The following is a 17,345-nucleotide window of genomic DNA, read 5'->3' as shown; positions in this document are numbered from 1 at the left end:
GCGGCAGCGCTCAACAAGTCATAGACGAGCGCACCCCGATCCTCGTTGGCTGCCCACGTGGATCGCTGTGATCGACCGGAAAAGGTTCCCAAACGACACGGGTCAGTCGGTTCTGGCCCGTCGTGTGAGTCGCAAAGCTAAACGGCGGCATCGCGTTGGCTCATTGTGGCCGGTAGCGCGTGTTCCCTGTCTTCCTCGTCAGTCTCAGCGCAGATCGTCGCGACCGGTATCGCTGGCGTAGGCGGTGAGAAATATGCGCGTGGCCTCCGCTGCATGGGCCTTCATGGCAGCGATAGTCGGGATCGCGTCATCGCCCAGGAGCATGGTTTCGTTGATCGGCGCGGCGAGTACCAGCCAATTCAGGGTCGTGGCTGCTGCTGCTGGGTTCGGTGCGGTCAGGAGTCCGCGCTGTACGAGCTTGGCGATGATGTTGGCCAATGATTGGATCGATTGTTGGGGACCGTTTTCGAATAGGGCTTGGGCCAGTTCGGGGAAGCGGCTGACCTCTCCGATCACCAGGCGTCGTAGGCGGAGCAGCCTCGGTGTCATGACGATTCGCATTTCGTCCATGGCGTATTGCATGAAGTAGGGCGCGAGATCTGCTTCGTCGTCCGGAATGCGGTCGAGTTCGCCGAGATTGTCGCTGGCCCCCGCTGTCATCGAGGTGACGAGCTCGACGAAGAGGACCTTTTTGCTTCCAAAATGTTTGTACACGGTCTGCTTGGACACACCGGATCGCTCTGCAAGCTCATCCATGCTGGTGCCGAGATAGCCCTCGCGGAGAAACAGTGCTTCAGCGGCCTCGAGAATGGCACGGTGCTTGCGCGCCGTACTCGATTCGAATGATTCGCTCATGGCGTCCTCGCATTTCGGGGTTTGAGTTTCTGGACTAATGAGTCTAGTTTTGGACGTAGCGGTACTGATCAGTCCAGTCTAGTTTGACTCGAAATGAGGATGTCCATGTCCAGCTTTGTGACAACCGCTCTGCACGACCGTGTCGCCTACGATCTTCGCGGATCCGGTCCATCGGTGATCTTTGTCGCCGGCGCCGGTCCGTGGCGAGAGATCGACCCGGTCACGACTTCGACCGCGGAGCTCCTCGCCGACAAGGGTTTCACTACCATCGTCTACGACCGAGTGGGCCGTGGGGATAGCCGCGCAGACGGGCCGATCACCCTCGACCGCGAATTGGCTGCCATCTCTGCACTGGTAGACGCGGCAGGTGGTAACGCTCTGCTCTGCGGGCACTCATCCGGATGTTCCCTCGCGCTGTTGGCCGCGACGAGGGGAATCTCCGTGACCGGTCTCGCTCTCTGGGAAGCGCCCCTCGCCCCACCGGACAGCGGTGCCAAGGAGCTGGCGAGTGACCTTCGCGAACTGCTCGCCGCAGGAGAGCGGGCGCGAGCCCTCGACCTCTACATGCACGACATGCCGCCCGAGATCCTCGAGATCGTGACATCGATCCCGGCAATGATTACTCAGGCCGACAGTCTGCAGCCTGACGCCGACTCGCTCGCTTGGGCGGAATCGGCACCGCACTCGCAGTTGTTCGAAGGCATCCAGGTACCGGTGCTGGCAATGGTGGGCACGAAGAGCTACGACGAGGTGATGGTGCCCGCTGCACGGTCCATTGCCTCCGCCATTCCCGATGCGAAGTGGGGGCGGGTACCCGGCGCCGACCACGAGTGGGAGTCCCACGCGATGGCCGACACGCTCGCCAAATTCAGCCGAGGAACAGCTCGATGACCGCCGTCCCCCAGCGACCTGAGCTCCAATTTTCGAGCCCGTTGGCCCATCCAGCGATGCCCGCCTCGTGGACAGTGGTGGCGGTTCCCAAGTCGAAAACCTTCTTTGGCACCGGATGCACGATCAAGGTGGACGGAACGATCGATGGTCACCCGTTCGCGGCAACACTAATGCCCGACGGGCAGGGCGGCCACTTCCTTTCCCTCAACGCTGCACTGCGAAATGCTGTCGGCAAGCGGATCGGTGACATCGTCGACGTGCATCTGGCCGAACGACCGAAATAGACAGCGAGAATCTCGCATCACACCGATGCCGTCTCCCAGCACGCGAGTTCTCACTGAATCGCAAACGACCGCCCATGGAACACTCACGCCCACCGATGCGCGAATCGGTCGCCATTGTGCTGCCCGGGGGCATCGCACTCGGCAGCTGGCTCACCGCGACGGGAACTCGGGTACGGTTCACCAGCCGCAGCGCCGTCGACTAGGCAATCGACTCTGCACGGACGGACTCCGCAACGCGTGGCGGAACGCAACTCCTCACAATGCGGCAATAGACGGAGCGCCAATGCTGCGCGCCCGTAAAGGGTTGGTCTTGCGGGCATTGGATTCAAATGGAACGCCGACACCGTCGGGAACGTTTAGTGCGCGGGTGCGAGGACGATCTTCTGGCCTAAGGCCGCAGCAAGTCGGTTGAGCGTGGCGGTTGTGGGATTCCCGATACCGCGTTCAATGCGGCTGATCTCAGCCTGCTGTATTCCGGTGACGCTGGAGAGTGCAGGCTGAGTGAGATGGCGTGCCTTGCGGGCCTCCGCGAGCATGGTGCCAAGCTCGGCGCGAGCGATGAGTTCGGCATCGAACGACGCGGTGGCCGCTTCATAGACGCTGCGCGCATCGTCGGACCATTTGATCTTCGCCTGGTCCGCGATCTCCTTGAAGCTTTTCGACATGATGTCCTCCCTCACTCAATTATGTGCCAAGACACATAAGGTGTCAATACGCTCTAGTGTTGCCGCTTCCACTGTTTGTGGATCTTGCGCGCCTTTGCAATCTCTCGCTGTTGCCGTTTCTCGGAGGTATCGGTCTTCTTGTTGTAGCCGCTGTAGAGCAGCACGATTTTGCGTCCATGGAAAGTACAAAAGACTCGTAGGAGGACCTGACGATCGGTGCCAGCGAGATCGGCCGGCAGTTCGGCCCCCCTTCGGCGAGGATCGCATGCAAGGACCTACGTACGCGGAACTCGTAGAGTCCCTCTCCGAGAGGCTTGCCCCATTCGCCGGAGCAGATATCAATGCCATGGGCCTCAAGGACGTGCTCGATTGCAGCAGTGAGGACTGCCTGCTCGTACTCGGGGAGCGAGGAGAAGAATCGCTCAAATGTTGCCCCCTCGTATTCAATGGACCAAGTGGTCAAGGTGCTCCTTCGCGTTGTGCCGCCCGATGAGCCTAGCGACCCGGGCGCTACCGGCTTGACGGATTCGCCAGCTCAACCTCAAATCAACTTTCGTCCCGTTGAGGGTTTCCCTTGCGGGGGAGCCACAGCAGGTCCGGTTTCCGAGTGGAGGTTCTACCGGCGGCGAAGTATTAGCCGAACTCGCTCAAGATGGCGTGCGCGGTCCATGGTTGTCCACCGCTGTTGTTGGTCCACGTCACCGAAAGTGCGCACCATGCAATGACCCACGACCGCACCACGTCAACGTCGAGCCCCGAGTGCTCGCTGACGATCGCTAGGCGGCGGTGAAAACGAGACAACGCCAAGTCTGCAGTGGGGTTGCAGAAGATATTGGCGTAGTCGAAGGCGCGGTGACCAAAGAGGCCCTTCGGGTCTATGGCCAGCCAGCGGCCATCGAAATCAAGAACATTGCCGTGATGGACGTCGCCATGGAGAACCACCTGGCCCTCCGTGTCCGAGGCCTCCAGCAACTCCCGCGCCATGGCTGCCACTCGTGCCAGGCTGCCGGCCTGCAGTCGTGCTGCGTCGGTGCCGATGAGGTCGTGAAACCATTGCGACAAAAGCACCACCTCAGCGGGCGGCGCCGAAATAGCAGAGGCGCTGTGGAGAGACGAGATGGTTCCGCAGAGGATGTGGGTGACCTCATCATCAAGACCTGTCTGGCTCATCGTGGTCAAGTCACGATGCCCGGATGCCCGACCCATGAGAACGGCCTGGTCGTTGACCTCATACACCTCCGCTGCGGCCGAGCCTGCCCACCAGGCCAGGACGGTGCCACCGCGGCCCTCTTCGGCGATCCGAGCGACCTTGAGCATGACGTCTCGATCATGCCAGCGCCCCGGAACCAACCAGCTGGAGGGCGTCGTCACCGTTTCGCCGTGTGGCTGGATAGCCCAGCGATCTAAATAGCTTGGCACTGTTCCCGCAACCCAATCCACGAGCACGATTGTACGGGCTGACACGCAAACCCTTCAGTTCCCGCCACTACGCTTGGGAAACGCCCGCGTCGCGTGAGACGTTCGGCTACCGAGACTCCGCGGATGGTTCGCGTACCCGACGGATCAGGTTCACGACTAGCAAGACGGAATCAGCGGTCATGCCGGCTGCGCGACGATCTCCGTTACGGCGGTGCTTTGTAGCCTGAGCCAGCTCAATTGCTGCGCGCACGACCTTGCGCAGTTCCGCACTTTCTGCGCCCGCCAACTCCGCCTCAGCCACTGTCCCGAGCCGAACCTTCGTGTTCGAGACGGGTGGCTCATCCTCGCCAGCCTGACCGTGACGAGAATGGTCGTATGCGGCCGAAGAAAGTGCTTCGAGTACAGCCACTGCGTCGTTACCGACGTTCGAGTAATCCTGTTCCGTGCGAGCGTTTTGGAAGAGCCGGCGCATCTCATTCAGTTCCTCGTCTACCCGCCGCCACCCTGTCGCCTTCCTCGGAGAAATCGGATCGGCCAGTGCTCCTGACAGGGCATCCGTTTCACGAGCGTCGAGCACCTCATGGAGCGCATCGAGCTGCCCGTCGACCATGTCCCGCCGAGCCTGCCAACTTCCGTGGCCATCGTTGGCTCGCCAGTACTTGCGGAACGTCTCGAAATCGCGAAACGGCGGATCGAACGAATCGATTTCTAATCGTGCGAGAACTGCTTTCAATGCGCGGATGAGAAGCCGGGATTCCTCGTTGCTCAGTGGCGATCCTGAAGTGCCGTACGCATCGAACTCGTCGTGCACGACACGAGCAAGCGGCACCGCGATCTCCAAGTCACCACGATCATCGTCGGGACCGTGGAGTAAGCCTTCAAGGAGTGGCATGTCAAGAGCTGACTGCTGCGTAACCTCGGCGCCCCACGCATTCGTCACCACCTCTTCGCCGGCCAGGTAGAAGTCCCACGTTCGCATGGCGCTCATCCTAGCCAAGGGCTCACCGCCCGTCGTTTCACCTAGCGATCGGCTTTCGGAACGATGAGGCGTCCCGGTGATCGTTCGGCTTGCGGGACGTTCAAGATAGGAGGTACTCCGGCGATGAGAGCGCCCCGTCGGAGGACTGTGCGGGTGTCTGTTCTAAGACCGGTTTGCGAATTTAGGCCTGGCCGACCGCAGCGGTTGCTCTCAACCCTGCGTGTTCAGCAGGGCCAGCTACTGAGCTGGCGAACTGATAGATATCGTGTCGCTGGTGCGGGCCTCGGTGAGGCAGTCGGCCAGACGCAGAGCGTCGGTTTCGGTTGACCCCGGTACGAGTCGTAAGCCATAAGCGGACGACGGCATGTCCATGCTCAGGGCTGCAGTTTCCACGCTTGGGTCGTCGTGACATTCACCGAGCGAATCGACCCTCGGATCTACGACGCTGACACCCCAAGCGTCACCCTCGCCGATAACTCGGTCATACCCGCCAACGAAGGAGCCGGAGCATCCAGCGAGCAGCAGAATCAGCGGCAAAAAAGCGAGCGGAAATCGTCGCATGGCACCCCCTAGTTATCCCGATCCTATGTCACCGAAATTTCATCCCTCCCGTTGTCCGGATGTAGTCATAGTGCCGGAATGACGAGGCCCTGCGTGTGACCGATGAGGGTTTCGCTCGTGGGATGGACGGCAATGGTCAGGTTCGCGCCGTTCGGATGTCGAGTTTGCTGTCAGGGACACACAGGAGTGAACGTTCGGGCATCGTTCGGCGTTGAGCATTTCAGCACGCGCGAGTCATCCGAATCAACACCGTACGCGAACAGGATCATCCCAACCGCCAAGACCAACACGACGACGGCAATGGCAGGTTTCAACCTTCGAGTGCTCACTCGCCTACTTCCGGTTTGAATCGGTGGCTGCTCAAGTCTCGCGTCGGAGCGCAACGGTGCCCACATAGGCAAGAACTGCTGTCGCGCAGGTTACAAGGAGACCGATCAGCCACGCCGCATCAACGCCGAACCCGCCGCTGAAGCTGATGACGATGTACCCGACAACCGCGAGCAGCACGAGGGCGACATAAGACAGTGAGACGAGCCAGCCCGCTGGTGAGCGGACGACGGACATGAGGATCACTGCCGCCAACGGTGCGAGCATCATCCCGCCGAAAAGGAGAGCGGGTGCCACCCTGACGTCACGGCCGGGGCACGGGGCGACGAGGTTGCACATGGTGGGGAGTCCTTGCGCCATCCGGAAGACGAGCCACGTGACGACCACAGTGGCCACCCCGGGAAGTATCAACTCAAGGCGATTTTTCAACCGAATATTGGAAGTCACATCACGAGTGTGACATTACTGCGCGCAGAATGAAGCACTACATAGTCGTATGATGACAATTCGTTACCCCTCGGGGCGGGTGGGCAATCCCAGAGACCAAGGCCATATCAGAGCGGTCGAGCACCAAGTTTATGAGACCCGCTACGAGGGCCACGAGCGTCGCGGTCGTGATGCGGGGGCTGAACATCGTAAGGAGACTCGGCGCCCCACAGCGGGTTCCCGTTGCCGGACTAGAAAGCCCGGCAACGAGATCTTAATCGGTGCCCTTCTCGAGGCTAGATTCGAACTGGCGTTGGATAGTGCGGTAAACGGTGGACCGCGCGACGTTGAAGAGTTCCGCAAGCTCCGCGCTTGAGTGAAGGCCGGCGTTGTGGACTTCGATCAAGTGTTTCTGCTGTGGCACCGACAGTTTGGGTTGCTTACCGCGGAGATGCCCTTTCGCTTTGGCCACCTGCATTCCTTCGCGCGTTCTGGCGCGGATCAGATCGGACTCGAATTCGGCGACAATCGCCAGAACGTTGAAGAGGAGGCGTCCGACCGGATCGTTCGGATCATGCACCAATCCGCCGATACTTAGCTTGACGTCCTTGGCTGTCAGCTCATCAATGATGTCTTTCGTATCCCTGAGCGACCGTGCGAGTCTGTCGAGTTTGGCGACGACGAGGGTGTCTCTAGCACGGCAGGCGGTCAAAGCTTCGCGGAGCCCGGGCCGAGCTCGGTTCGTTCCGGTCAGACCATGATCGGTGTAGACCAGTGACGATCTAACGTCCAATCGTTCTAGGGCATTTTGTTGGGCGGTGAGATCTTATTCCTCTGTGGAAACGCGTGCGCATCCAATTAGTAATCCATTCATGGCGAAACTGTTTCGCTTTGCGGTGAGCGGGTCAATAATCGTCGCAGTCGAGGTTCGTCTAGTTAGTTTCAGTTTGGGCCGGAAAGAGGATAAGCGCTTCCGGCGCGGAGCCAGCGATAAAAAACGCACGGAGGCTCCACAGCGGCACCTATCCCTTGACCGCTCCCCCAGCGAGCCCTTGAACGATGTTGCGTTGGACGAATAGCGCCATGATGACGACCGGGATTGTCATGACCGTCGCCGCCGCAGCGATAGCACCCCAGTTGATTTGCCCGTATGACATGAATTCGAACACTGCGACAGGGAGTGTACGCGTCATCCGTCCGGCCAGCACGACCGAGAACATGAAGTGATTCCAGCTGAAGATGAACGCAAGGATTGAGGCTGCGGCAATTCCACCGCGTGTCAGTGGAAGTACGACTTCCAGGAAGGTCCTAGTTGCGCTGGCGCCGTCAACGCGGGCTGAATCGATAATCTCTTGGGGAATGTCCTCAAAGAATCCAATCATCAACCACGTCACCATCGGGAGCGTGACCAGGAGGTGAGCGATGATGAGCGCTTGGTAAGTATCGATCCACTTGAGCTGGCTAAAGATGATGAACAGCGGGATGAGGAATGTGATTCCCGGAGTAATACGTGACGACAGCACGAGCAGTGCAATTTTCGGCGCTTTGTATCTTGCGATTGCGTAAGCGGCGGGTAGCCCAAGCACAAGAGCAACGAGGACTGAGCCTAGGCCGACGAGCATTGAATTCATCGCGAATTGAAGGAAGTCGGTCTGCTCAAAGACTTGCTCGTAGTTGTCGAGAGTCGGCTGAAAAACCCAGACGAAGTCTTTGGCGACTAGGTCGGCAGGCGACTTCAACGAGGTCGTAACCATGTAGTAGAAGACGAAGACGAATGGCACGAGCACAAGGGCGAGCAGAAGATAGAAGCCGAAAGAGCCGAGGCCCTTCTTGACCCGATAGGCAGCGGTGTGGGCCATTTACTTCTCCTTAGGACGACGAAGTTTCATCATGGAGCTTGAAATAAGCAACACGAGGAGGAAGAAGACGATGAGCAGGGCCGCGCTGTATCCAAGTCGCTGGTATTGGAAGGCCACGTTATATGCGTAGATATTAAGGGTCTCGGTCTGAAAGCCGGGTCCTCCCTGCGTCATGACGAAGATCACATCAAATGTCTTTAGAGACTCGATGAGCCTGAAAACGACGGCGACCACGACAATGGGGCGAACCATGGGCAGCGTCACATGCCAGAACTTTTGCCACCCATTCGCGCCATCGATCGATGCGGCCTCGAATGGGTCTTCCGGGAGAGCCGTGAGACCGGCGAGCGTGATTAGCGCGATGAGTGGTGCCCACTCCCACGTATCCACGACGCCGACGAGCAATAGTGCCAGGTTTGGATCTGCGAGCCAATCACTAGGCGCGAATCCGATACGAGTGAGTATGTCGTTGAGGATGCCGAGTTGAGGATGGAACATTAGGCGCCAGATGAGGGCGATGGCGACGGGAGTCGCGATCATCGGCAGGAGCACGATGCTGCGAACAAGGCCCCGGACGACGAATTGCCGATGCAGAAGCACGGCGAGGCCGACTCCGATGATCGTTTGTGCAGTGACGGCACCAGCGGTGAGCAGGATTGTGCGGCCTGTGGCAAGCAAGAATCGCTCGTCTTGGAAGAGTTGCACGAAGTTGTCTAATCCTACGAACTTGGGCGGAGTCCTGGCACTTCCGAACCACTCAGTGAATGACAAGAACAGCGTGAATACTACGGGGAAAATCATCACGAGCGAGATGAAGGCCACTGCGGGCGCCACGTAGATCCCGAGGACATGGCGGTCGACAAAACGGCTCAGGCGTTGCCTGGTGGTGAGCGGTGTCGGAGTCTTTGTCGGGAATTTGGAGTCGGAACGCTTGGTCCTCGACGCCGACCCCCCGGTCGCGGTGTCACGCGCGACCGGGGGGGTTCCCTCCTTTGTGGGAGTTAGTGACATGGGAGTGCTCTCTGGTTGTTGATTCGCGTGATTATTCCGTAGAGACGATCTGGTCGAACGCTTCCGCGGCTTTCTTTGTCGCCGCGGCAACGTCCCCGCCTTGGATCGACGTGACGATTGCGGCGCCAATTGCGTCGCGAACTTCGGGAACCGATTTCACCTGCGGGAGTTGCGGTTGCGCCTTGGAGAGGGCGCTCTGGAAGGCAGTGACGAATTCCGGGTTCACGTCCTTGCCAAACGGCACGGACTGTCGCCCACCCGCAATGCCCTGATCCTGAAGCTGGCCAACAACGTCCGGGCTTGTCAGCCACTGCAGGAAGAGCCAGGAGGCGTCCTTATGAGCTGACGATGAGGAGATGCCCGCAGCCCAGCCGAAGAAGGTCTGCGCGTCGCCCGCTGGCCCGGCGGGCATGGGAGCAAAACCTACCTGGTCGGCATACTTGCTGGAGGCTGCATCGCGAACAGCTACCGCTTGGCCGCTGTTGTCGGCCCAGAGGGCGAGGCTGCCAGCCTGGAAGAGAGCGAGCAGTTCTTCCCAGCTGTTATTTGTGTTCCCGCTCGGCCCGTAGTCGCGAATGAGGCTGCCGTACTCCTCGATGGCCGCAATTCCCTTTTTGCTATCGAACGCCGCCGTGCCATCCTCATTCATGTATGTGGCGCCGTAGTTCAAAAGGAAGCTAGTGAGCTGTGTCACGGCCGCCGCGCTCTTTCCACGTGCAGCCCATCCGTAGACGCCGTCGGCGGGGTCTGTCATCGCCGCAGCCATCTCCCGGAGCTCGTCGAGAGTTGCGGGCGGAGCATCGAAGCCGGCCTTCGCGAGGAGGTCCTTGCGGTAGTAAAGCATCTGCACTTCGAGTTGGATCGGAAGCGCGGAGAGCACGCCGTCGAACGTGTGACCGTTCACGACGGATTCGCTGAAGTCTCCGAAGTCGTAGTCCGGAGCCGTGAGCGACTTGTTCTCGATGTACGGCTTCAGGTCCTCGTACCACCCGGACTGCGCGAAACGGGCGCCGTCCTGCTGCACGGACGACATGAAGACATCGATATCGTCACTCCCAGCAGTGAGTTCCACCTGGAGGCGCTGGCGGAACTGGTCCTCGGGTAGTGACTCCATGTTGACCTTGATGCCGGTCTTCTGTTCAAACTGAGGAATCAGCGGTTCTACGGCTGCCTGCCAAGGTTGGAGCCCCGCGACGAAGCGAATCTCTTCACCGTCGAAGCGTTTCCAATCAAACGATCCGGTGGCAACCTCTTCACCAGACGCGTCGCCCGTTGCTGCACACCCCGTAAAAATCGCAACTGTGAGTATTACTGCGGTGGCGACCAGGCCCCCCCGCGTGAACTTCCGTCTGTGCATGCGCTTTTCCGTTCTGTCGATTGCGATCGGCTTACTGTCGATTCGAACGGTAAAACGTCTCACCCATGTTCGACTCTGAACGCAATATGATTGAATTACAACACTACATGTGAAAGATTACACATGTTGTGGCATAATGCAAACATAAGATGAGAGATATCGCGCAATTAATCAGACAACTGGTCTTGTCATGAATCGGAGATCGTTCTATGCCAAAGTTCGACGTGGTCTGCATCGGCGCAGCTAACCTCGATGTTATTGCCGCCGTCGATACTGCTGTGGGCATCGACCAACGAGTCACTAGCAAATCGATGGTCATGGCTGGTGGCGGGCCGGCCGCGACAGCGGCCGTCGCGCTCGCCCGGCTCGGTGCCATGGTTGCCTTTTGCGGCGTTGTCGGAGCAGACAGTGCTGGAGCACAAGTGCGAGAGATGCTTGAGCGAGAAGGTGTGGACACAACGCACCTTCGGTCGGATCCTTCGGTCGCTTCCGTGCAGAGCATCGTGGTGGCCCATCGCGATACCAGTACGAGGTCGATCATCACTGGTGAGGCCTTACCTGCCCGGATCGGAGACATTCCCGTCGATGCTGCGCCGTGGCTGCACGTTGATCAGACCGGGTTTGAAGTCACGCGCGCAGCCATGCGGGCCGCTGGCTCTACGGCCAGGCTGAGTGTTGACGCGGGCAACCCCATTCCGACACTCAATCTCGTGGGCGTTGCGCTGTATGCCCCTACCGTGACAGCGCTCCTTGAGCGATACCCGGCCTCAAGCGTTGAAGCAGCGCTGTTTGCGGCCATTATCGAGGGCGCTTCAATGGTTGTCGCAACTGACGGACCGAGGGGAACTTGGGCACTCACCGCCGGCGGTGACCCCATTCACGTTCCCGGATTCCAGGTCGAGGTCGAAAGCACGATCGGCGCAGGAGACGTTTTCCACGGCGCTTTGCTCTCGGGCCTAATCTCCGGAATGAAGCTCGAACGTGCCACTCGCCGAGCCAATGCCGTCGCCGCGATCTCGTGTGGCGGCCTCGATGGTCGTAGCGCCATCCCTACTCACAAGGAAAGCGAAGCCTTCCTTGCTCTGCACGAATCTCACGGAAAGCAGGTAACCAAATGACCGAGGCAACAGTGGCAATGACAGACCGTCTGAAAACGGACGGCGGCAATTACGCGATGCTCGCGCTCGACCAGCGAGAGTCACTGCGCGACATGTTCGCACGTGACGCGAATGGGCTGCGAGTCAATGACGAAGCGCTGCGAGAGTTCAAACAGAGCGCCGTCGAGGTGCTGACGCCCTTCGCCTCTGCTGTCCTTCTCGATCGTCCGTACTCGGTCACGGGCGAACGGCCAACTGGAATTGCCGACGGCTGCGCGCTAATCGTGGCAGCTGACGTACTCCACCAAGAGCCTGGTGCAGCCGTCACGGGCAGCTCTTTTGATGAACTCGTGACCGTGGATTTTCTGAAGAAGGTCGGTGCGGACGCCATCAAATTCTTGGTTATTTGGCGTGAAGGGTACGAAGTTGAAGCGAGGGGAGCGTTGATCGAACGCGCGGTCGAACTAGCGAGGGCCGCCGGTGTCGCAAGCCTTGTTGAGGCGATCGTGCGACCGGCGGAAGGTGCCACGTGGGCGTCTGCGGAGGAACGCCATGAAGCGATTCTCGCGGCCGCCGCCGAAGTGTCGGCATTCCGGCCTGACGTCTACAAGGCGGAAGTTCCCGGTTACACGGTCGGAGACGTGAGCAAGATCGCCGAACATGCGCGCCGCATGAGTCAGATTGTAGACGGCGACTGGGTCGTATTGTCCAATGGAGTCGACAAAGATGAGTTTGCAAGTGCCGTGGCTGCAGCCCGGGAAGGCGGCGCTAGTGGTTTCTTGGCTGGTCGCGCGATCTGGGCTGACACAATCGTCGAAGCAGACCGTGTCGCTGCGATGGCGGAGCGATCAGTCCAGCGACTGAAGAACCTCACTGCCATCGTTGACGCCACGTGAACACGTGTCCGGGAAGCGAGGAGGCCGCATCGTGAGCGACGAGCTGAGGTACGGGACGGCACCTGATCGGCGAGATCGACTGGTAAAGGTTGTGGAGGACCAGGGCTACTGCACGATAGCCGAGCTGTCATCGTTACTTGGGGTCTCAGAAATGACGATCCGACGCGACGTTGCACGACTCGTTGACCTCGAGCTGCTGAAGAGTTATCACGGCGGCGTTAGTTCAGTTACCCAGCAGGAGTTGCAGGGCGTTGACTATCGAGCACGCGCAGCCAGTAACGGCGATGCCAAGCGAGAAATCGCAAAACGTGCGCTTGATTACATCACTCCAAACGCGGTCATCGCCCTCGACGCGGGTACGACTGCCGCCGGTCTGGCCGCGCTTCTCCCGCGGGATCTGCACCTCAAGGTCATTACACAATCACTTCCAGTGGTCACGACGCTCGTGCAGAACGACGGCATTGAGGTGACAGCGCTCGGGGGTGTTCTCTACCCGGAGTCCCTCAGTTTCGCGGGCCCTAGTACGCTCGAATCGATTGCAAACTTTCAGATCCAGACACTTTTTCTGGCCGCATCCGGGCTCAGCGAGCGAGGCGCGTTCTGCGGAACAGACTTCGACGCCATCACAAAGCGCGCCCTTATTGAGGTTTCAGATCGGGTCATATTGATCGCCGACTCCTCGAAGTTTTCGATCGGCGCCATGGTGAAGATCTGCAGTTGGGATGCCATCAGCGCGATCATCGTCGACAAGGACATCAGACCAGAGCACGAAGAGATGCTCACCGCACACGGAGTCGCGGTAATTACCGTCGACGTCAGACAGGAGATTCCAGCGTGAGAACAGTTCGCTATCACGGAGACCACGTAGTGAGCCTTGACGATGTCAGTGTGCCCACGGTCGGGCCGCGTGATGTACTGCTTGCCCCTGAGGCTGTGGGGGTGTGCGCTACGGACACGCACATTATTGAGGGACACTTCATGTCCCGCCCGCCGATGGCACTCGGCCATGAAATCGCGGCCCGAGTCGTGCGAGTGGGGTCTGAGGTGACGTCAGTACAGATTGGACAACTCGTAACGGTGGAGCCGCACCTTTATTGCGGCACTTGCTTCAACTGCCAAACGGGTTCGCTGCACATGTGCCCTTCCCGCAGGGCACCCGGTGTGCACCTTGACGGCGGTATGGCGGAGTTCCTGGTTGTGCCGGACACGCTCGCCTACGCGGTGCCCGTTGGGGTTCCGGCTTGGCAAGCTGCTCTGACCGAGCCAATTGCTTGCTGCGTCCACGGGCTCGATCGACTTGAGGCCAAGTCGGGCATGCCCATCGCCATTTTCGGCGCTGGTCCGATTGGCGCCATTCTGACAGCACTCGCGAAGCTGCAAGGGCTTGGTCCTGTGATCGTCATGGACCCGCGTGAGAGCCGCAGAGACCTCGCGTCACGCTTCGGCGCTGACCTGACGCTTGACCCGACATCCGCTACATTCGAAGATGACATTGCGGCCGTGACGGACGGGGTGGGCTTCCCCTATGTCATCGACGCGGTCGGATCACCGCGAGTTGTCGAGACTGCCGTCTCGATCGCGTGTCGCGCCGGGAAGATCTTGCTGCTCGGTGTTGCAGATCCCAGCGCCCGCATGTCATTGAGTCCGAACGACATATACGCTCGCGAACTCACCTTGCTGGGCACGGCCCTGAATCCGTACACGCACCGTCGTGCGGTAAACCTCATTCCCTCGCTCGGCCTCGATCGCATGAACGCGAGGTTCTTCGCGCTCGATGATTTCCAAGCGGCGCTTGAGGCGCAGGTCAACGGCACGTTTGACAAGGTCCTCATCATGCCTCAGCAAGGCGGAAAGGCCGTGGCCGCATGAGCGCCAGGCAACGAATCGCCGTCATCGCGGGAGACGGAATCGGCAAGGAGGTCGTACCCGCGGCGATCCAATGTTTGGAGTCGATTGCGAGCATTCACTCCCTGAAGTTCGATTTTGTTGACCTTCCATGGGGCAGCGACCACTACATGGCCACGGGCTCGATGATGCCGGCTGACGGTCTCGAGCAGCTTTCCACGCACGACGCGATCTTCCTTGGCGCGGTCGGTATTCCCGAGATTCCGGACACGGAAACCCTGTGGGGCCTGCTGATTCCTATTCGCCGATATTTCGAGCAGTACATCAACTTGCGTCCGGTGCGTTCGCTGGCCGGAGTGGACTCCCCGCTCAAAGCCGGGAGCGATATCGACTTCCTTATCGTCCGAGAGAACAACGAGGGCGAGTATTCCGAGATAGGCGGCCGCATTTACCGCGGTCTGCCACAAGAAGCGGCCGTGCAAGAGTCCGTATTCACCCGACACGGAGTACAGAGAGCAGCGCGCTACGCCGCGACTCTCGCGGCGTCACGCGCAGGAAGGCTGACCTCTGCTACAAAAAGCAACGGGATAGTGCACACCATGCCCTTCTGGGACGAAATCGTAGAGCAGGTTGTCACGGAAGCGGGCGGAGTCGAACTCGAGAGCGTACTGATTGATGCGCTGGCCGCGAGAATGGTACTCAAGCCGTGGTCGCTCGACGTTGTCGTGGCGTCGAACCTTTTCGGTGACATCCTTTCTGACCTAGGCAGTGCGCTAACCGGTTCCATCGGCGTCGCTCCAAGCGCGAATCTAAACCCTGAACGCAAGCATCCGAGTCTGTTCGAACCCGTCCACGGCTCAGCGCCCGATATCGCTGGCAAGGGGCTCGCAAACCCCGTCGGCCAGATATGGAGTGGTGTCATGATGCTGGACCATCTTGGCCATCATGAGGCCGCAACGCACCTCTCGCATGCGTTCGAGGACGTGCTGGCGGCCGGGATCTCCACGCGAGACTTAGGCGGATCAGCTTCGACTGAGGAATTCACCACCGCCGTTCTCAGCGCAATCTCCGAGACGGCAAAGGTCGTGGCACCGTGATTACAAAGACATTCCAAAAACTTTACATTGGCGGCGAATGGGTCTCAGCACGCGGCGATGGCGCGGAGACGGTTCATGACCGCTGGACCGGCGATGAACTCGCAGATGTCGCCACCGCCACGGCTGAAGATGCCCATTCAGCTGTCGACGCCGCGGTCCAAGCATTCGAATCAGGGCTACCGGTTCACAAACGCGTCAAAATTCTTCACGCCGTTGCTGCGCTAGTCGCAACCTCCTCCGAGGTATTTGCCCTTTCCATAAGTCGCGAGACGGGCAAGCCAATCACAGCCGCGCGCACCGAAGTCGACCGAGCAGTCGGAACTCTCACCTACGCGGCAGAGGAGGCTGCTCGCCTCCCAGGGGAAACAGTTCCCATTGACGCCACCTCGTCAGGTGAGGGCATGATCGCATTCACTATCCCCGAGGCCCGCGGAGTAGTAGCAGCCATCACGCCGTTCAATTTCCCGTTGAATCTTGTGATCCACAAAGTCGGGCCTGCCCTCGCAGCAGGGTGCCCCGTCGTGCTCAAACCCTCCGACAAAGCACCGATCGTTGCGGGCATGCTCGTCCAAGCATTCCATGACGCAGGTCTTCCAGCGGGATGGCTCAACCTAGTCACCGGCCCTCCCGAACTCATCGTTGCGGAATGGCAGAGGGACGACAGGGTAAGAGTGCTAACGTTCACGGGTTCAGCGCGCATTGGCTGGGCCCTCAAATCGGCCTCCCCACACAAGCTCCACATACTCGAGCTTGGTTCTAATGCGGCCATGTACGTCGACAAGGACGCGGACGTCGACCGTGCGGTTGCTGATTCAGTCGCAGGCGGTTATTCAAATTCCGGTCAGGCATGCGTTTCGCTGCAGCGAATCTTTGTGCATAAGACAGTGGCGGATGATTTCTCATCCAAACTCGCAGCTGCGGTAAAGGAACTCCCGGCTGGAGACCCGACTCTTCCCGAGACAGTCGTCGGTCCGCTGATCACCGCCCAAGCCGCTGACCGGGTGTCCACATGGATCGCCCAGGCGGTGGCTGAGGGTGCGACGGTGCTTGCAGGGGGCACCGAAATGAATGGCGTCATCGCGCCGACGGTCATGACTGCGGTGCAAAGCGATAGCCCGCTTCTGTGCCAAGAGGTCTTTGGGCCGGTGGTTACGATCGTGCACGTGGAGTCGGCCGAGGAGGCAATCGAACGCATCAACGAGAGTGTTTACGGGCTGAATACGTCAATCTACACGAGCGACTTGGCGGCGGCATTTAGCTTCTCGCGCCGTATCCAGTCCGGAACCGTACTCGTCAATATCCCTCCGTCTTTTCGTGCCGATCACATGCCATATGGCGGAGTGAAGGAATCGGGCCAGGGCCGCGAGGGCGTGAAATACGCGGTCGCTGAGATGCTCCTGGAAAAGCTAGTGATAATCAGGGCTTGATCCGCCGACAATCAAGTCAGGGAACACTCGCCGCTACCTCCGCAAGGTCTTCGCGGTGCTCCTCATGTCTGTCACCGTCTCGAGGCCCATTGTGACGATCCGTGCAAGCAGGTCGATGATGTAGCGGGGGTCTTTCACCATGTGGGCATCATACACAACACGGTGGAAGGAGTTTTTCAGTTTGTTCTCAACCACATCGTCGTGCGCGATCACACTCCATCGATCTCCGGCGAGCTCGGAATCGCTGGTGAGACGCCTCATAACCAAAGGGCAGTTTCAAGGGGTCGTAGCAACACCGTTTGAGTGAGGAGTTGTCAGTGGCGTCGAGATTGGTCATGAAGGTTCGCGA

19 protein-coding genes and 1 pseudogene are annotated in these 17,345 nt (G+C 59.6%); 9 read left to right on the top strand and 11 right to left on the bottom strand.

From position 1 onward, the window contains the following. Positions 1-204: 204 nt before the first annotated feature. The gene (locus tag CXY78_RS00890; RefSeq protein WP_104087600.1) at positions 205-855 is read right to left on the bottom strand and encodes a TetR/AcrR family transcriptional regulator; all 651 of its coding nucleotides are present in this window, start codon (positions 853-855) and stop codon (positions 205-207) included. A gap of 105 nt (positions 856-960) precedes the next feature. On the opposite strand from CXY78_RS00890, the gene CXY78_RS00885 reads away from it, so the two are divergent. The 3 genes from CXY78_RS00885 to CXY78_RS21805 all read left to right on the top strand — a co-directional run bounded on the left by CXY78_RS00885 (position 961) and on the right by CXY78_RS21805 (position 2,233). Further along, a complete protein-coding gene (locus CXY78_RS00885; protein WP_092342637.1) occupies positions 961-1,746 on the top strand; it encodes an alpha/beta fold hydrolase in 786 nt (261 codons plus the stop codon). After that, a complete protein-coding gene (locus CXY78_RS00880) occupies positions 1,743-2,030 on the top strand; it encodes a DUF1905 domain-containing protein (protein WP_092342615.1) in 288 nt (95 codons plus the stop codon). Before CXY78_RS00885 ends, CXY78_RS00880 begins: the two co-directional genes overlap by 4 nt. Positions 2,031-2,104: 74 nt before the next feature. Next, positions 2,105-2,233, top strand: coding sequence for a hypothetical protein (locus CXY78_RS21805; protein ID WP_255410372.1), 129 nt, complete (start codon positions 2,105-2,107; stop codon positions 2,231-2,233). A gap of 153 nt (positions 2,234-2,386) precedes the next feature. Here the strand turns inward: CXY78_RS21805 and CXY78_RS00875 are convergent, their stop codons facing one another. The 9 genes and pseudogenes from CXY78_RS00875 to CXY78_RS00830 all read right to left on the bottom strand — a co-directional run bounded on the left by CXY78_RS00875 (position 2,387) and on the right by CXY78_RS00830 (position 10,697). Continuing rightward, a complete protein-coding gene (locus CXY78_RS00875; protein ID WP_104087599.1) occupies positions 2,387-2,695 on the bottom strand; it encodes a helix-turn-helix domain-containing protein in 309 nt (102 codons plus the stop codon). A gap of 633 nt (positions 2,696-3,328) precedes the next feature. Next, complete coding sequence (locus tag CXY78_RS00865; RefSeq protein ID WP_104087597.1) at positions 3,329-4,159, bottom strand: aminoglycoside phosphotransferase family protein; 831 nt, start codon at positions 4,157-4,159, stop codon at positions 3,329-3,331. 61 nt (positions 4,160-4,220) lie between these two features. Next, positions 4,221-5,093, bottom strand: a complete 873-nt coding sequence (locus CXY78_RS00860) for a hypothetical protein (RefSeq protein WP_140425609.1) — start codon at positions 5,091-5,093, stop codon at positions 4,221-4,223. Positions 5,094-5,330: 237 nt separating this feature from the next. Next, positions 5,331-5,654 carry a hypothetical protein gene (locus CXY78_RS00855; RefSeq protein WP_104087594.1) on the bottom strand — a complete coding sequence of 108 codons (324 nt, stop codon included), beginning with the start codon at positions 5,652-5,654 and terminating at the stop codon, positions 5,331-5,333. A gap of 360 nt (positions 5,655-6,014) precedes the next feature. Further along, positions 6,015-6,428 carry a hypothetical protein gene (locus CXY78_RS00850; RefSeq protein ID WP_140425608.1) on the bottom strand — a complete coding sequence of 138 codons (414 nt, stop codon included), beginning with the start codon at positions 6,426-6,428 and terminating at the stop codon, positions 6,015-6,017. A 253-nt stretch (positions 6,429-6,681) separates the two neighbouring features. Next, a pseudogene (locus tag CXY78_RS00845) lies at positions 6,682-7,281 on the bottom strand (recombinase family protein). Positions 7,282-7,429: 148 nt separating this feature from the next. After that, positions 7,430-8,266, bottom strand: a complete 837-nt coding sequence (locus CXY78_RS00840) for a carbohydrate ABC transporter permease (protein WP_104087591.1) — start codon at positions 8,264-8,266, stop codon at positions 7,430-7,432. Then, on the bottom strand, positions 8,267-9,088 hold the full coding sequence (locus CXY78_RS00835; protein ID WP_158253233.1) for a carbohydrate ABC transporter permease: 822 nt from the start codon (positions 9,086-9,088) through the stop codon (positions 8,267-8,269). Between the two features lie 220 nt (positions 9,089-9,308). Beyond that, on the bottom strand, positions 9,309-10,697 hold the full coding sequence (locus tag CXY78_RS00830) for a sugar ABC transporter substrate-binding protein (RefSeq protein ID WP_140425607.1): 1,389 nt from the start codon (positions 10,695-10,697) through the stop codon (positions 9,309-9,311). 146 nt (positions 10,698-10,843) lie between these two features. Here CXY78_RS00830 and CXY78_RS00825 point away from each other — a divergent pair, with 146 nt between their 5' ends. The 6 genes from CXY78_RS00825 to CXY78_RS00800 are packed head-to-tail and all read left to right on the top strand — an operon-like array spanning position 10,844 to position 16,996. Then, on the top strand, positions 10,844-11,752 hold the full coding sequence (locus CXY78_RS00825) for a PfkB family carbohydrate kinase (RefSeq protein ID WP_104087586.1): 909 nt from the start codon (positions 10,844-10,846) through the stop codon (positions 11,750-11,752). Then, entirely contained in the window at positions 11,749-12,627 is an 879-nt protein-coding gene (locus tag CXY78_RS00820; RefSeq protein ID WP_104087584.1) for an aldolase, read from the top strand. Before CXY78_RS00825 ends, CXY78_RS00820 begins: the two co-directional genes overlap by 4 nt. Before the next feature lie 31 nt (positions 12,628-12,658). Further along, positions 12,659-13,465, top strand: coding sequence for a DeoR/GlpR family DNA-binding transcription regulator (locus CXY78_RS00815; protein ID WP_140425606.1), 807 nt, complete (start codon positions 12,659-12,661; stop codon positions 13,463-13,465). Then, entirely contained in the window at positions 13,462-14,496 is a 1,035-nt protein-coding gene (locus CXY78_RS00810) for an alcohol dehydrogenase catalytic domain-containing protein (protein ID WP_369827210.1), read from the top strand. Before CXY78_RS00815 ends, CXY78_RS00810 begins: the two co-directional genes overlap by 4 nt. Then, complete coding sequence (locus CXY78_RS00805) at positions 14,493-15,569, top strand: tartrate dehydrogenase (protein ID WP_104087579.1); 1,077 nt, start codon at positions 14,493-14,495, stop codon at positions 15,567-15,569. Before CXY78_RS00810 ends, CXY78_RS00805 begins: the two co-directional genes overlap by 4 nt. Then, positions 15,566-16,996: an aldehyde dehydrogenase family protein gene (locus tag CXY78_RS00800; RefSeq protein ID WP_158253231.1), complete on the top strand. Its 1,431-nt coding sequence runs from the start codon at positions 15,566-15,568 to the stop codon at positions 16,994-16,996. The genes CXY78_RS00805 and CXY78_RS00800 overlap by 4 nt, the downstream gene beginning before the upstream one ends. Before the next feature lie 33 nt (positions 16,997-17,029). Here CXY78_RS00800 and CXY78_RS00795 read toward each other — a convergent pair whose 3' ends face one another. Then, complete coding sequence (locus tag CXY78_RS00795) at positions 17,030-17,257, bottom strand: hypothetical protein (RefSeq protein ID WP_104087576.1); 228 nt, start codon at positions 17,255-17,257, stop codon at positions 17,030-17,032. Between the last annotated feature and the right edge of the window lie 88 nt (positions 17,258-17,345).

It is taken from the genome of Cryobacterium sp. N19, from assembly GCF_002929595.1.
Classification (GTDB): domain Bacteria; phylum Actinomycetota; class Actinomycetes; order Actinomycetales; family Microbacteriaceae; genus Cryobacterium; species Cryobacterium flavum.
The sequence above is the reverse complement of the archived record's forward strand: the minus strand, read 5'-3'. Positions and strand labels throughout refer to the sequence as shown.